Source organism: Treponema denticola (genome assembly GCF_024400535.1).
Lineage (GTDB): Bacteria > Spirochaetota > Spirochaetia > Treponematales > Treponemataceae > Treponema_B > Treponema_B denticola_C.
Genome location: NZ_CP038800.1, coordinates 2,808,742 through 2,824,651, shown reverse-complemented (window position 1 = coordinate 2,824,651; position 15,910 = coordinate 2,808,742). Strand labels below are relative to the sequence as shown.

Genomic DNA, 15,910 nt, shown 5'->3' with positions numbered 1-15,910 from the left:
GATATCATTAAAAAAGATGTTTTTCAATAGGGCTTTTGCAAATATGCGGGCAATCGGTTGTAAGAGCCTCACACCATTTTTGCATACAGATACCGAAGGCAACGCTTACATTTATCGAGGCCTTTATGCCGTACATGGGAATGCTTATTATTCTTCCATCTGCTTTTTTGATAGCTTCAGGGCTTACTCCCAATTCTTCAGAACCTATGACGACAATTCCTTTTTTGGGGAAATCGAACTCTGAAATATCTGTTCCGCCCGTTTCAAGTACCATTAAAGGAAGATTGGGAAGACTCTCAAGGTCGGCCCTTTCCCATGCTAAATATTCGGTACATCCCATAGCTGTTCTTTTAGCCTTGGGATTATCTGGGGAAACACAATCATGAGACAAAAAACCTTTTTCGACCCCAAAAGATTCCGCAGTTCTAAATATGGAGCCTATGTTAAAAGGTGTTCTTATATCTTCTGCATAGACATAGACATCCTTAAAAAATCTTCTTCTAAAATTTGAAATTTCGTCAGCTCCGGACTTAGGTAAAATTAAGTCCCACTCTGAAGGAGCTATATCAAGAGTTTTATATAGTTCATATCGGGTAAAATTTATGATATTCCGTTTTTGATCTTCTTCCGGATTTTCAATCCAGGCTTGAATCTTTTTTGCAGCATCTGAGTTTAAGTCATCTAAAATAACTTTTAATAAAGACTTCAGATAAAAAATATCTAAAAATTCATCGGGCTTGTTTTGTACAAAAGCATTTTCTGCCGATTCTAAAATTTTGACTATCTTGCGGCATCTTTGTTTTTGAGGCAGGTTGTACAGCTTAAATATTTCCGGCATTTTTAATCTTAAAAGGCTTGTTTGATGATTTCAAAAATATCATGATTTGCCATTGGTCTCGGATTATAATTCATAAAGCTCAGACGGGCAGCGTCTTCAGCAACAGGTACAAGGGATTCAATTGTTAAATCTATGTCTTTTAATCTTATCGGCAAGTTAGCTTCAGCAAGCCGTCTCCTTATTTCTTCAACGCCCCGCTTTGAGACCTCAGCTGCATCTCCGCCTTCAATCATAGTTTCACCCAACATCCTTGCCACTGCAACGGTCTTTGTAAGATTTGAAGAGATAGCATCTTCGATTACATGAGGAAGCAATATCGTTGCTATAAGCTGGCTTGCGATTCTGTATTTCCCTCCGGCCGCAAGAGCTATTGCAGTTCCAAGTCCGGGTGCAGAGGCTGCAATTCCTATAGCAGACATACAGGCTGCTTGAGCTACAAGTTCTTCCCTTGGTATACCGATAAGCTTTTCATGACTCGGATCCGAAGCAATTAAAAAGAATTCTACAGCTTTGCCTAAGATTGTTTCCGATAAAAAACTTACTTTGGTAGAAATATAGGCTTCAAAGGTCGCTCCTAAGCCTGCGAAAATCATTGCCGTCATGGCATTAGGTGCTAGGCCTGCATAAGTATTTGAATCGAATATGACAAGATCACAAAGATTTTCTTTTATTTTTAAAATATTTACCGTTCTGCTTCTTGAATCTATAATAAAGCTGGATGATCCGAATAAAAAAGGATCGTTGCATGTAGTTGGAATTTGAATAAGGGGCAATGATTCGGCAGTGATCGGCTCGCCTTCAATATACCTATAGATGGATTTATCTTCATTGTATAAGGCTGCTATTGCACGCCCTATGGCGCAAGCTGTCATATCCCCGCAGGCTATCACTCCTCTAATATGAGCTCCTCTGGCTAGAGAGAGAGCCCTTTCTACAACCTCGGAGTCGGCAGTTTGCTCGAAGCCGTTAAAACCAAAAAGGGATATTCCTTTTTCTTCAAGGGATTTTTTTATTTTGTCAACAAGTCCCATATCTTCAAAAAAAGGATCTGCAATAAACATAAAGTGATTTCCGAATTTTACGGCTTCTTCACCGATGCGGGCAAGAGAATAATTACCCAAAATTACTTTTGATGAAAGTTTAAAAACAAAATCCGCCATTTTTCAAACTCCTCTACAAGATAAATTCACTGTATTATACCTTAAATTTATTAACTTCAATAGACAGCCGGCTGATACTGTTTTAATTTTTTTGAGAAATATTGCTTACTTCTTTACTTGAATTATTTATCTCGGAAGCAGCTGCCGCCATTTCATTCATACTGTTGTTAATATTTCTGGTAAGTTCATCAAGCTTTTGCATTTCTTCGGAGACCTTAATCCCTCCAGAAAGCATTTCAATAGACCGGGTCTTTACTTCACCGGTTATTTCATTTATATTTTTTATAGCCTGTAAGACTTCATTACTTCCGTTTTCTTGTTCTTTCATAGCTGCTACCATCAGCTCTTCTTGCTGTGAAATTTGATTTACCAATTCGTATACTGTAATGAAGGATTTTTCGGCTGCTGCACCTACGACTGAGAGTTTTTCTATAATCTGAGTAGATTTTTTCATAACCTCGCCTATTTGCTTGCCCTGCATATTTGACTCTTCCGATAGCTTTCTGATTTCATCGGCTACAACTGCAAAGCCTTTTCCGCTTTCACCTGCATGAGCGGCTTCAATTGCGGCATTCATAGCTAAAAGATTTGTCTGACTTGCAATGTTTTGAATAATCTCGCTAGTTTCCATAAGAGATTCTGACAGAGATGCTATTTGAGCAACGACATCATTTGCCGACCTTGCTCCGATTTTACCGTCTTTTGTTTGCTCATATACGGTTTTTATTAAGCTATTGTTTTTTTCAAGGTTTTTTGTAACCGAAGCAATATTTGCTACCATTTGCTCAACAGCTGCAGAGGATTGTTCAATGCTTGAAGCCTGCACCTCAATGTCGCTGTCCAATTCGCCGAGCCTGCTGATAACCTGTTCAATTGTTGCAGATGTCTCGGTTACACTGTCACTTTGATTGACTGTTTTGTTTTTTACCGATTCTATATTCTGGGTAATTTGGTGTATGGCACTAGCTCTTTCCGATATATTTTGTGCAAGAGCTTCACCGACCTCATTCATTTCTTGTGAGCTTATTAAAACCGTCTTTATCATATAGCTTATTTTTGAAATTGTTTCGGCAAAATAGCCTGTTAATTTTCCAATTTCATTGTTCTCTGTTGGAGGGAGCGTAACCCGTAAGTCCCCTTCAGATACGCTTTTAAGAGCAGCGATAACCTTATTAACAGGCCTTATGATAAAGAGTCTTGTAAATATTATGATTGTTACAACAAATAAAATAAATATAAAAAGTAGAACAGCTGCCGTCTTTATAAAGAAGTCTGTTTGACTTGCTTGAATTGATTCAATCGAATATAAAAACTTTGCGTATCCTATTATATTTCCTGAAAAATCATACATGGGATAATAAGCGGCTGCATTAGCTCCGTTAATTTTTATAAGATTTTCTTTGTTCCCTAATTCTTCCATGATTGCAGCAGAATTTTCGGAATTATCGTTTTCAAAATTGGAACACATTATTTTATAAGTATTGTCTAAAGTTCGGGCATAGATGCTTATACTTAAACCGCCTTCCAATACTTCTCGAGAACAGTTATTAATAAAATCTTGTATAAATTCTTTATTAATATCGCCGCCATATTCTACCGAGCCTATGTGTTTGTTGTTTTGATCGAAAAGAGGTTTTACAACTCTAAAGCCTAGGTCGCTTACTCCTACTTCAAGACCGCTTATGTCTTTTTTTTCAGAATTTGCTTTTAAAATTGTTTTTCTAAAATCTGAAAGATCGTCATTGAATTTTTTAAGGTTGTGAACACGTAAGAATGAAATTGCAGGAGGTATATGAAAGTGGAATTGTTTAGCTTTATAGTTTTTTTTCATTTCATCAAACAGGGGTAGGGTAAGTTCGGTAAGAGCTTTCCTGTCTCTTTCTGCAAAAGCCTTTATTATTTCCTCATCTTTAGAAATATTATTCAATAGTATCTTACCCATAAGTTCATAGGTGTTTAATTCATGGTTGAAAGCTGAGTGTTTTATGTCTGCCATCATTTTTACTTGATTTGCAGAGAATTTTTTAAGACTTCGCCAATCCTTGTAAGCAATGATTAGATATTGGGCTAAAAGCAATACAACAGTAAAAAATAAAAGTTTAGTTCCTATCGAATGGAACCTCTTATTCGACTGATAAGAAATTTGAGCTGAGGTACCTTTTGTTTCTGACATAAAAACACTCCTTTAGATAATAGTACTATAATATAAATTCTTATAAATATCAATAATTTCTAAAATATTACTTTTGTTTTCTTGCCTCAATTTTTACAGGGTCATAAAAGCCTTCTTTCCAGTTGAAGCGTGAAGTATCTTCGAGAAAAATTCCCTTCCTGCATGAGTTTACAATGTGTCTGTACTCACTGCGTTCGATTTCCGTGTGAGAAAAATCAAGAAGGAATTTATCAAAGCCTTTTTTTTCCAAAGAGCCGATGCGGTCGGTTATCGAAAAAGGTTTTTCCGGCAGCACAAATGAAGCAGACGGTGTTGAAAAAGTCTTGAAGGCCTCTCCTTGTTTATCGGAAAAATATAAAAAATCATAAGTTTTTGGAAGCGTAAATCTCATCCTAAAGAGGGCTGGATAGGCAAAAACCGGAATTAAAACCTGTTTTCTCATGCCGGGAGCATAAACCTCTTCAAGGTTTTTTTGAGAGTTTTCGATTGGGGATATAAACTTTAAAATATTATTTTCTTGGAGCCATTTTACTGCCCAGCGGTTAAAGCTGTAAAGATAGGGGCCTGCAACAAGGTTTAAATTTTTATTTTTCAGCATTGTAATATGAGCAGGATTATTGATTACAAATTGAGTATACCCTTTTTCGATGAGGTTCATAAGATAGAGTTCAAGCTCATCGCTTTCGGCTTGCCCCATAAAAGGGTCAAGTGAAATAAAGATTTCCCGTTTTGAGAAAGGAAGAGGTTTGCTGTTTTTTGCCGTACCGGCTAGGGCTTCTCTAGTATCTTCATTTAGGTTTATAATGACCCGCATGGGTTTGTCGGAAAGAATGGTGTGGAGACTGTTTACAGAAGATACTTGGACATAGAAGCCGTCAGGAAAAATATCGATATTGGATTTACTCAAAATTTTTTTAGCCCGCTTGTCGTCCTGTTTGTTTTTTGCTCCTGCCTTTACATCCTCATTACCGGAAGCATTCCCTTCGGGATAGAGTTTAAGTTCGGGAAGCTTGTCGTCTCCGGGCCTTTTTCTAAAAGGACTCAAAGTTTTGGGCAGCACCGGAGTATAACGCTTACTCATACTTTTAGTTTGCAAAAGGTAAACGCTGTCACCTATTCCGAAATCGGCAGGGACCTGAATCCATACTTTTTCGGCCGAACCTGATTTTTTTGAAGAGGCTTTTTCAATCCTTATATCTTGAATTTTCCAGCTTTCTCTTCCGCGGTCATCCTTTGTATGAAGCCGAATCGAATCCCCGAAATCGGGAGTATAGGAGCCGCCCTTTAAAAGCACATAGTGAACCTTGCGCATGGGCTCTTCTTTTGTTTTCCCTTCAACTTCTTTAATCTTAAATTGGGCGGTTTTGTCTATCGTTCCTAAAAAAATACCGGTGCCGCCCGCCTGATTCGGGTTTAATATTTCCTCAGCCTTTGCCGAAACAAATAAAAAGCTCGTCTTTTTTCTGGCAAAGTCTCCGGCTAGAATGCGGCGGCCTGTTTCGACAGCTTCCTTTTTATTCTTTTCCCAGTTGTCGATTACATGGCGGTAGGCTGAAACTACCGTTCCTACATATTCTGCACTCTTCATTCTTCCTTCAATTTTAAAGGAGGAAACTCCCGCTTTTATAAGGTCGGGAACATAATCGATAAGCTGCAAGTCATGGGGAGAAAAATAATAGCCGTCTTTGTCGCCTTGAGGTGTGTGGGCCGTGTAAAGTCTTCGGCAGGCTTGGGCACACATTCCTCGGTTCGCCGATTTTCCTCCAAGGTAGGAAGAAAACATACAAAGCCCCGATTGGCAGACGCAGAGGGCTCCGTGCACAAAAACCTCAAGCTCGCAGGAGGTATTTAAGTTGACCGCTTCGATTTCTTTTAATGAAAGCTCTCTCGCTAAAACGACTCTTGATATTCCGAATCGGCTTAAAGCATTTGCAGCCTTGGCCGAGGCTATATTCATCTGGGTTGAGGCGTGAAGCTTTAATTTTGGAAAGTGTGTTTTAGCCATTTGAACTATGCCCAAATCTTGAACGATGATGCCGTCGGGAGAAACGGAGTCAAGGTATTTTAAAAAGCGGTACATTTTTTCGGTTTCTTCTTCGGTTAAAACCGTATTAACGGTAACATAGACCTTTTTATTCCGCTTGTGAAGGCTGTCTACGGCTGCCTCAAATTGGCTCCATGCAAAATTGGAGGAACGCATTCGCGCATTAAAAGTTTTTAAGCCTAAATATACGGCATCGGCTCCTTCGTTTACGGCAGCATCAAGGGCCTCAGTATTCCCTGCCGGAGCTAAAAGTTCTATGTTCATGTTTATACCTCTAGCTCCATTGTATCATATTTGATAAAAAAAATCAGGTAGGAAAGAAAAGCTATACCGAGACCATTGCTCTAATCTTATTTGTATCGGCTCTTAATTTTTTTATGGCTCTCAGCTGGGTTTGACGGATGGATTCAGCCGAGATTGAATATTTTTTTCCTAAGACGGCAAAGGTGGCTGATGTCATAGTGCCGTCAAGGCCGTATCTGTTTCTTAAAACATCTTTTTCGCGGTCATTAAGTATTTCCAAACACTTATTTAATTTTTCTTTGAATTCATTATCTATAAACTCTTCTTCCGGGTTATAGGTATTACATGGAATAAAATCATACAGGTTTGCCGATCTTTCGTTATCAACCGGATCGTCTAAACTGCATATATCTGTATAATTAAACGATTTTATCTGAGCGATAATATCTACTTTTTCTTTCATTATTTCTGCAAGCTGGCTATAAGAAGGTGAAATTCCGTATTTTATTCTATAATTTTCTTCTTCTTTGTGTACTTGCCGAATTAAGGCTTCTTTTCTTACAGGGAGTTTTATAACTTTGTCGGAAGAATTTAAGTATCTTATAAAAGATTGTTTTATCCACCAAGCTGCATAGCTTGAAAAACGGACTTTAAATGATTTTGAAAATTTAGAGGCCGCTTTCATTAGTCCCATATTGCCTTCTTGAATGAGCTCTAAAATTTGGTTTTCATTTGAGCTGAACTTTTTAGCCATTTTTATTACAAGCCTCAAATTTGATGTAATAAGAGTCTCTACTGCCTCTGCATTGCCTTTTTTTACCTCATCGGCTAATTCTGCTTCTTGCTCGGCTGATAAAAGAGGATATTGTTTGCTATCTTTAATGTATTGTAAAAGCAGATTCTCCGTCATAAGTATTACCTCATAAATTAGCAAGCAAAAAGTGTGCTAAGATACAAGGTTTTTTAGCCGATAATAATGGAGTTATTAAAACTTATAGACGCTTCAGATCAAAAATCATAATTTTTAGTAAGATACTGTATATTTTTGTATACATTAATATGTATACTTATGTATAATGCCGTCTGCACCAAGGGCACTAAAACTTTAATTCTCTTTTTGATCGATGATTTTTTTGGAATAAATAAGAGCTGAAAGAGAAAATTTTCCTCCTCCTTCCGGAAGGTCCGCCGCAAACTGAGGGCGGGATAGACCTGAAAGTTTCGGTTCTACTCTTTCCCAAAGCTCTAAGGCCTCTTTTAAGGGAACACGGAAATGGGAGGTTCCGGCTGCAGGATCCAGCTGAAAAAGATAGCCCGGTTTTATGCCCATGCAGGTAAGCTTATGAAAAAGCTTAACCAAAGTTTTTTCATTATCGTTTACACCTTTTAGAAGAACCGTTTGACTTTGAATGGGTATACCGGCTTCAATGCAGGCATTTAAGGCATTTGTTTGCTCTCTTCCAAGCTCCGCAGGATGGTTTATATGAGGAATGAGCCATAGTGGTTTTGTTTTTTTTAGCAGGTTCAAAAGGTCTTCCGTAAAAAGTTCGGGTGCAAAAATAGGGGCTCGGGTACAAAGCCTTATCAAAAGGTCATCTTTTACGGCTCTTAGTTTTTTTAATACCCTTTCCAGCTTTTTAAAACCTCCGCTTAAAGGATCTCCGCCTGAGACAAGGATTTCCGTAACTTGAGGCATCTTTTTGATGTAGTCCGTAACTTCCTTTAATTCTTTCTCTCCGATGAAATCTTGAGATCGGGCAGTGAGGCCTCGCCTAAAGCAATAACGGCAATATGAAAGGCACTTCCCTGTCGTTATAAGAAGCACCCTGTTTTCGTATTGATGAACAAGATAGGGGGTGATACAGTATTTTTGCTCGCCGAGAGGGTCGGCTGTTTCGTAAGAGCATACGGTTTTTTCGCAGGCTGAAGGCTCAACTTGGAGGCGGAGGGCCTTTGAGTCTTCGGGTTCTGATTCTTCTATCAGTTTTTGAAAAGCGGAGGAAATTAAGACGGGCTGCTCAAAATCTGCTGTTTCAGCGGCCGAAAATTCCCTCCAGTTTTTTTTGCTCATATTTTAAGTGTTTGGTCTTTAAATATTTTTGACACCGAACATCATAGCTGCCATAACCTTTGCATCGCTTACGATATTCTTTATAAAAGCATATTCGTTGGGCTGATGGCAGCTGTCATCAAGGGAGCTCCAAACAACGGCATTAAAGCCCTTAGAGCGCAGACAGGCAGCGACCGTTCCGCCTCCTATTCCTATTGTAGAGGTTTCAATTCCTTTTACCTTTTTTACGGCAGATGAAAGAAGGCTTACAATCTTCGCATCCTTAGGTGTTGCAGGGGAAGCCTCAGGTTCATCATATTCAAACTTGACACCCACTCCGTACTTTTTTTCAACCTCTGAAGCTCTCTTTTGCATTTCTTTTAAGACTTCATTTACATCGTAAGAAGGAAGAATCCGGCAGTCTACATAAAAAACATCATCTCCCGGAATTGTGTTTACGTTCGGTACATTGGCTTCTTTTTTAGTCGGCTGAAAGGTTGAATAATTAGGCGAAAATAAATCGTCTTTTTTGTTAAAATGATTTTCCAAGCCGTTTAAGCTGAGGGCAAGGTCGCAGGCTGCAACAAAGGCGTTTTTACCCGTGTTCGGCATTGAAGCATGGGTTTGGACTCCCTTTGTGATAACCTTGAGCCAAAGGCTGGTTTTTTCGGCTATTTCTATAGTTTCTCCCTTAGGGTCGCCTCCATCGGGTACAAGAATCAAATCGTCATTTGTAAAAAGATTGTGCTTATTGAGGAGGTAAATTATACCGTATTGGGAGCCGACTTCTTCATCGGCAACAAATAAAAGCTTAATAGTATGTTCAGGGGTGATTCCCAATTTGATAAAAGCCAAGGCTGCAAAAACCGAAGAAACAAGGCCCTGCTGGTTGTCTTCAACTCCTCGGCCTATAAGTTTTCCGTCCTTTTCAATTACAGTCCAAGGATCGCTTTCCCATTTGGATATGTCGCCCGGAGGAACTACATCCAGATGGCTCATAATCCAGAGCCTTTCCTTATCGTTTTTTCCGGGAATGGTAACAATCAGATTAGGGCGTATTTTTGAAGAAACCCTCTCATCAGGGGCATCTAAGCGTTCAAAATTGCTAAAACCCGCTTCTTTTAAGTATTTTTCCAGGGCTTCACATTTTTTTAATTCTCCGTCCCCATCGGATTCCGGAGCCATAGCTGGAATGGAGGTTAAAAGCCTTTCCAATCCTATAATATCTTCTGTTTTGGATTCAATAAAATCGGTAATTTTTTTAAAGGTACTCATGTGCCTATTCTATCAAAAAAGGTGTAAAAATACAATCGGAAAAATAATTAATAAGTATTTTAGGTAGGTAGGTTGACAATTCGACTTTTTCAAAATATACTATAAATGTATACTGTGTTTATTTTCAGTACACAAAGGTATGAGAGGTTAAAACTTGTTACAGCTATCGTTTTTGAATTTTAAAAAAGGCTCATATATTCTTATAGAGGGAAAGTCGGATACCGATCATTTTTATATTATACAAAGCGGAAAGGTGCAGGTTGCAAAAGAGGATGAGGTTGTAGTTGAGGAAGGCGGTAATGTCCTTGGCCCGGGTGATTTTTTAGGTGTTGTTTCCTGTATGTCGGGTCACAATCAAATTGAAACCGCGATAGCCTTAACCGATGCTCTTTTAATTTCCGTTCCCTATGATCAGTTCCCCCACTTAATAGAAAAAAATACCTCTGTTGCAATGAAGATTATCTATTCTTTTCCAAAAAAGATGCGTTATTTGGATGAGGCCCTAACCCGTATTACCTTAAAAAGGAATGTTGTAACGAGTATATCGCACCTTTTTACAATAGGCGAATATTATTTGAGGATGTCAAAGTTTGATTTAGCCCTCTATGCATATTATCATTATTTGAAGGCTCAGCCCAAGGGTGAATTTGCCGATGCGGCTCAAAAAAGAGTTATGGCTATTAAGGCGATGGGGGTAAAGCTTCCTATGGAAGTGCTTGAACCTCCTACAAATCAAATGATAAGGCTCTATGACAAAGAGCATATGGTTTTTTGTGAGTGCCAATCCGGAACCGAGCTCTATATTATTCAAAAAGGCCATGTAAAAATAACAAAGATTTTGGATAATAATGAAGTGCTTTTAGCTGTCTTAAAAGAGGGCGATATGTTCGGCGAAATGGCCCTTTTGGAAAATAAACCCCGATCTGCCAGTGCAATCGTTACCGACGAAGGATGTCAGCTTTTAGCTGTAAACCGGCAAAACTTTAACCAAATGGTTGCTACTCAGCCCCAGCTGATTGCCCGTCTTACAACTACCTTTGCAGATAGAATTTGGGCAATGTACAAGCAGCTTGCAAATACCCTTATAAAAGACCATGTCGAAAAAATGTATGATATGCTTGCTATTCAGCTTGAAAAATCCAGAATTAAACCCGTAAAGGGTAAGTATCATACCTTTAACTTCGGTCCTGTCGAGCTGGCAAATATGTGCGGTATACCTAAAGAGGAAGTATCCGAAGCAGTTACAAGATTTTTAAAGCAGCCCATAGTAAGATGTGACGGATCTAAAATTTCCATAACGGACGAGCTGGAGCTTTCAAAGCAGGCCGCCTACTTTAAGAAGATGCAGGAAATTGAAAAATCCCGTATGAATGCCCGTGCAAAGAGCGGCGGATATTGGTAGAACGGAAGCACATTATGAAAAAATTGTTTTTTTGTATAGTCTTTATTTTGATAGGCTTTGCTTTTTCCGAAGATACAGAGTCCGCTAAGGAAATTCTTAAAAAAACTGAAACCGAAAAAAAAGAAGAGAATCCTGAGTTTGCCGAACTTCCTGCAGGGTATCGAGAAATAAGCCTCGGAATGAATATGGATGCCGTTAAAGAAGCTCTTTTAAAAGATTCCATATTCGGGTATCGGGGAGAAAGGGATATCTCGCTTTTACCCGGAAAAAACCGAAGCCTTATTGAAACAAATGGTTCAAGTAATATTAAAAGGGCTTGGTTTCAGTTTTATGAAGACAATCTATATATTATAATTATCCAGATGGATACCGACAGAATAGATTATTATTCGATGTATTCTGCCCTGACTTCAAAATACGGCGAGCCATTAAGTATAGACCCAAAAAGGGCTATTTGGAAAAACGAAAACATCTCAATGATTTTAGAGCGCCCTCTGGCAATAAAATATATTGACTTAAAAGTATTTAATGAGCTTTTGGAAAAAAGTCAAACCGATAAGGCTTATAGTGATGTTTTAAGAGAGGAATTTATAAATGATTTTTAAAAAGGGCTTAATCTTAGTTTTTATGCTTTGTTTTTTTGCTTCGTGTTCTTCTCAAAATAAAATGGAAACTGAAGATATTTTTATAGAAAAAATCTCAAATGAAGAGACAGAAGAAACAAATGAAGAAGCAAAAACCGAAGAATCCGTTAAGAAAAATATCGAAAAAATAAGTGTGGAACTTGCAATTACGCCTGCTCAGCAACAAAGAGGCTTTATGGAGCGGAAGCTTATCCCTGAAGGCACAGGAATGATTTTTTTATATAAGGAAGATACTAAGTTAAGATTTTGGATGAAGAATACGCCTCACCCTCTTTCAATTGCTTTTATTGACAGCTCCGGTATAATTAAAGAAATATACGATATGACGCCTTATAGTCTGGAAACAGTTGAAAGTACTTATTCAGTACGCTATGCTCTTGAAGTTCCACAAGGAATGTTTAAAAGAATGGATATAAAAGAAGGCGATAAATTGACGCAGGAAACGATTTATCTTTTGAAGAGAAAGATTAAATAATTCATTGAACGGGAGTTAGGAGGTTATTATGAAAAAAACGGACTTTTCCATTTCTACATTAGGAGAATGTAAAATACAGTCTCCTATTATGCTATCGGAAACACACGGAGATCTGATTGCAAACTATGTTACCGATAACGAATTTATAAGGTATAATTTGGATGCCTCCTTGGGTGAAACCGGAGAGCCTCTAACCCACGCCGACCTTATCGAAAAGGCCGGCCCCCGCCAAAAAATATATTTTAGTCCCAACTATGTACATGCTGCAATTGCTACCTGCGGAGGGTTATGCCCCGGCATAAATGACGTTATAAGGGCTATAGTCCGCTGTCTTTGGACACGGTACGGTGTCCGCCGAATCAGCGGAATAAAATTCGGGTATAAGGGATTTATTTCCGAATATGGGTTTTCTCCCATTCCTTTAACTCCTGAAGCAGTAAACGGAATCCATAAAACGGGAGGCTCTTTTTTGGGCACTTCGCGAGGCGGAGGTACAAGGGTAACCGAAATAGTAGACGGAATCGAGCAGATGAATATCAATATGGTGTTTTTTATCGGCGGTGACGGTACGCAAAAAGGCGCCCTCGAAGTTTCAAAAGAAATTGAAAGACGTAAATTAAAAATTTCGGTAATAGGTATTCCCAAAACCATAGATAATGACCTTTCTTTTATACAAAAATCTTTCGGATTCGATACGGCTATTGCAAAGGCTACTGAATCGGTGGCGGCAGCCAATATGGAGGCCAGTTCGCAAATCAACGGTATAGGCTTGGTAAAGCTCATGGGAAGGGAGTCAGGCTTTATCGCAACCCATACGGCCATTGCCTGCCATGAGGCTCACTTTGTTCTTATACCCGAAGTCCGCTTTGAATTGGGCGGTGAAAACGGCTTTTTAAAGCTTTTAGAAAAAAAGCTTATTGAAAACGGTTATGCCCTCATCGTTGCAGCCGAAGGAGCCGGTCAGCATTTAATGAATATTGAAGAAGGAACGGATGCTTCAGGAAATAAAAAACTTGCGGATATAGGTTTGTTTTTAAAGAAAGAAATAACCGATTATTTTGAAAAGATAGGTATGCACATAAACCTAAAATACATAGATCCCAGTTATCAGATTCGCTCTTCAATTGCTGCCCCTATAGACTCGGTTTATTGCGAGCGCTTAGGAAACAATGCGGTTCATGCTGCTATGGCAGGGAAGACTCGAACCCTTATCGGGCTTGTCAACAATAAATTTGTTCACCTGCCGATTGAACAAATAGTCTCGGAAAGAAAATATGTCAACCCTGAAAGCTCCTTATGGCGGGATGCTTTAGATGCTACGGGTCAGCCCACGACAATGATGTAAATAAAAAAGCCTTGAAAAGCTGAAGTTTTTCGAGGCTTTCTTATTCTTTTTTTATAAAAAGCTGCATTAACATTATAAAATCGTAGATTCTTTTATAGGCTTCAACCAGCCATTCTCTTACAGGTCTTTCCGAATGCTGCTCAATTTCTTTCCAGTTTTGGATTAATTCGCGTCGGGGCCTGTCATAATCGGCAATGATTGTCTTAAAGTTGTTGCCTATGACTATTATATGTTTTAATGAAATGTTTATAAGTTTAAGAGCGGTTTCGTTTACATCGTTTAAAAGCTTTGCCGCTTGCCGTCCGGCTTCCTTTTCTCTTTCCATTCTGGAAAGAAGAGTCCTAAATTTTACTCCTATGTCCGATGCTTCTGAAAGTTTTTCATCAAATTCTACGGTTTTGGATGCAACCTGGATAATAGCATGAAAACTGTTTGAAAAGTCTGCTGTAGTGCCTGCAAAGCTGCCCCAATTTCCTCTTACTAAAAACAGATCACAAAGAGTTCTGATATCCGCTTTTACATATTCCATTAAAAAAGATTTTAAGTAGCTCATTTCTTCAGCATAAATATATCCCGGCAAGCCTCTTTTTGAAAAGGCCTTGTTTGCATCAATGGTATAGTTTTTCATTCCGGAAATAACTTGGCTTCCGAAAATTCTGCTTATTAAAACCGCAACCTTTGAAGATTTTTGTTCTTCTATGAGCTTGTTTATAACATTTTGTGTATTTGTTTTAATTTGAGAAACATAGGTGTCCATTACTTTTTCGGTAAAGGGAGTGGTTTCAACCGTATAAATTATATCCTCGGTAATGTGCTGGATTATATATTCGAGAGCCCGTGAACGGCGGAGGTCGTTTAAGGAAGCTAAAAGCTTCTTCCATTGGCCTGCATGAACAGGCTGAATGTTTTTATAAGTTTTTATTATGTCAAATATTATATTCCAATCCGCATCAATGCTAAGCTGATAAAAAACGGCTGCAAAATCCTTTAAATCCTCTGCAATATACTCTCCTCTGATTGTTTGAAAATTGGGTGTATAGTTAAAGTTATTCTCGATAAAGCTTGAATCGAATTTGCGGAGTAAAAAATAATAATCGAAAAGTACAAAGTGAATAAAGGCCTCAAGATGTTGGTAAATTAAATCTATCTTTTGTGTTTGATTGGAATCAAGTTCTCCTATAAATGTCTTTAGTTCTTTCTTAATAGTTTCTGCAAGTGACTCGGCATTTGTATCTTTAGACCGGCTTATAATTGCTTCTTCAGAAAGGTTTTCAAGCAATTTTTTTTGTTTATCGGAAAGAGCGTTTTCTACGGTAATATTTTTTAAAACCTTTGAAGAAGCGGCTCCGGCTAAAAGAGGCCGTGCAGAACCGACAACCTTGTATATACCGTAAAAAAATTGCGCTGCTTGAGGCAGGACTTCTTGAGAGTTCGATTTATACCATTTGCCGTATCTCGTTTTTCCTATTTGCTTTGAAATATCCTTCAATTTCCGCTTTTTTATAGCTTCAGGGCTCTCAGAAGACATAAATAAACCTATTATTTTTTGGAAAAAACTCTCTTTTTTATGGGCCATGATAGTAATATGTGTTAAATCTTCTAATTTGTCAACAGGGTGATAAGCTCTTCTATGAAGCTTTTCATTACACAGAATAAGCAGGATAAAAAATAATGGCCTGTGCAGGGCTTTGCATAGGCCATTACTTATAGCTTTTTAACCTATTAGTCCTCGTCGCTTTCCATTAAAAGCTTTATGACAGCTTTTTCGTTTGCAGCTCTTAAAAGTTCTTCCCGTTTTTCTGCACTCTTGAATAATAGGCTTATCTGTGCAAGAAATTGTAAATGCGGGCCTGTCTTATCGAGAGGCGATAGTGTCATAATAAAAATACGGGCAGGTTCTTGATCCAAAGAGTCAAAGTCTACGGGATTATCTGCAATACCTATACAGGCAACAAGATCGCTTACAGAATCTGTCTTTCCATGCGGAATAGCTATACCGTGCTTCATACCTGTGGACATCTTACGCTCCCTATCCAAAACGCAAGCCTTGGTTGCGAGCTTGTCCTTTACTTTTCCGGCTTTTACAAGCGTATCAAGTAACTCATCAATAATAGCTTCTTTTGTAGTCCCTTTTAAGTGCAGATTAATGGTTTCAGGAGTTATAACATCCTTTAAATCTACAGAATCGGGTTTTAATGCATCTTTAAATTCCATGCATACATTCTAAGCCTCTTTTGAGTAAAAGTCAAGTTTTTTTTAGT

At 38.4% G+C, this 15,910-nt stretch carries 13 protein-coding genes; 4 read left to right on the top strand and 9 right to left on the bottom strand.

What is annotated here, in order from left to right; translation table 11 throughout:
• Positions 1-7: 7 nt before the first annotated feature.
• From E4N78_RS13305 to E4N78_RS13275, 7 genes are all read right to left on the bottom strand, one after another.
• On the bottom strand, positions 8-838 hold the full coding sequence (locus E4N78_RS13305) for a TrmH family RNA methyltransferase (RefSeq protein ID WP_255811014.1): 831 nt from the start codon (positions 836-838) through the stop codon (positions 8-10).
• A gap of 8 nt (positions 839-846) precedes the next feature.
• The gene (locus E4N78_RS13300; protein ID WP_255811013.1) at positions 847-1,998 is read right to left on the bottom strand and encodes an iron-containing alcohol dehydrogenase; all 1,152 of its coding nucleotides are present in this window, start codon (positions 1,996-1,998) and stop codon (positions 847-849) included.
• 82 nt (positions 1,999-2,080) lie between these two features.
• Positions 2,081-4,171 carry a methyl-accepting chemotaxis protein gene (locus tag E4N78_RS13295; RefSeq protein WP_255811012.1) on the bottom strand — a complete coding sequence of 697 codons (2,091 nt, stop codon included), beginning with the start codon at positions 4,169-4,171 and terminating at the stop codon, positions 2,081-2,083.
• 67 nt (positions 4,172-4,238) lie between these two features.
• Entirely contained in the window at positions 4,239-6,479 is a 2,241-nt protein-coding gene (locus E4N78_RS13290) for a peptidase U32 family protein (RefSeq protein WP_255811011.1), read from the bottom strand.
• Positions 6,480-6,540: 61 nt separating this feature from the next.
• Complete coding sequence (locus tag E4N78_RS13285; protein ID WP_255811010.1) at positions 6,541-7,368, bottom strand: sigma-70 family RNA polymerase sigma factor; 828 nt, start codon at positions 7,366-7,368, stop codon at positions 6,541-6,543.
• Between the two features lie 195 nt (positions 7,369-7,563).
• Positions 7,564-8,529 carry a KamA family radical SAM protein gene (locus E4N78_RS13280; RefSeq protein WP_255811009.1) on the bottom strand — a complete coding sequence of 322 codons (966 nt, stop codon included), beginning with the start codon at positions 8,527-8,529 and terminating at the stop codon, positions 7,564-7,566.
• A gap of 18 nt (positions 8,530-8,547) precedes the next feature.
• A complete protein-coding gene (locus tag E4N78_RS13275; RefSeq protein ID WP_255811008.1) occupies positions 8,548-9,783 on the bottom strand; it encodes a M20 family metallo-hydrolase in 1,236 nt (411 codons plus the stop codon).
• A 154-nt stretch (positions 9,784-9,937) separates the two neighbouring features.
• On the opposite strand from E4N78_RS13275, the gene E4N78_RS13270 reads away from it, so the two are divergent.
• The 4 genes from E4N78_RS13270 to E4N78_RS13255 are packed head-to-tail and all read left to right on the top strand — an operon-like array spanning position 9,938 to position 13,649.
• Positions 9,938-11,185 carry a Crp/Fnr family transcriptional regulator gene (locus E4N78_RS13270; RefSeq protein WP_255811007.1) on the top strand — a complete coding sequence of 416 codons (1,248 nt, stop codon included), beginning with the start codon at positions 9,938-9,940 and terminating at the stop codon, positions 11,183-11,185.
• A 14-nt stretch (positions 11,186-11,199) separates the two neighbouring features.
• Positions 11,200-11,790 (top strand): hypothetical protein, encoded by a 591-nt coding sequence (locus tag E4N78_RS13265; RefSeq protein WP_255811006.1) that lies wholly within the window; start codon positions 11,200-11,202, stop codon positions 11,788-11,790.
• Positions 11,780-12,304: a DUF192 domain-containing protein gene (locus E4N78_RS13260; RefSeq protein WP_255811005.1), complete on the top strand. Its 525-nt coding sequence runs from the start codon at positions 11,780-11,782 to the stop codon at positions 12,302-12,304. The genes E4N78_RS13265 and E4N78_RS13260 overlap by 11 nt, the downstream gene beginning before the upstream one ends.
• A gap of 28 nt (positions 12,305-12,332) precedes the next feature.
• On the top strand, positions 12,333-13,649 hold the full coding sequence (locus E4N78_RS13255) for an ATP-dependent 6-phosphofructokinase (RefSeq protein WP_255811004.1): 1,317 nt from the start codon (positions 12,333-12,335) through the stop codon (positions 13,647-13,649).
• A gap of 40 nt (positions 13,650-13,689) precedes the next feature.
• On the opposite strand, the gene E4N78_RS13250 is transcribed toward E4N78_RS13255, so the two are convergent.
• A complete protein-coding gene (locus E4N78_RS13250) occupies positions 13,690-15,177 on the bottom strand; it encodes a DUF5312 family protein (protein ID WP_370645041.1) in 1,488 nt (495 codons plus the stop codon).
• A gap of 194 nt (positions 15,178-15,371) precedes the next feature.
• On the bottom strand, positions 15,372-15,863 hold the full coding sequence (locus E4N78_RS13245) for a PTS sugar transporter subunit IIA (protein WP_255811002.1): 492 nt from the start codon (positions 15,861-15,863) through the stop codon (positions 15,372-15,374).
• Positions 15,864-15,910 lie beyond the last annotated feature (47 nt).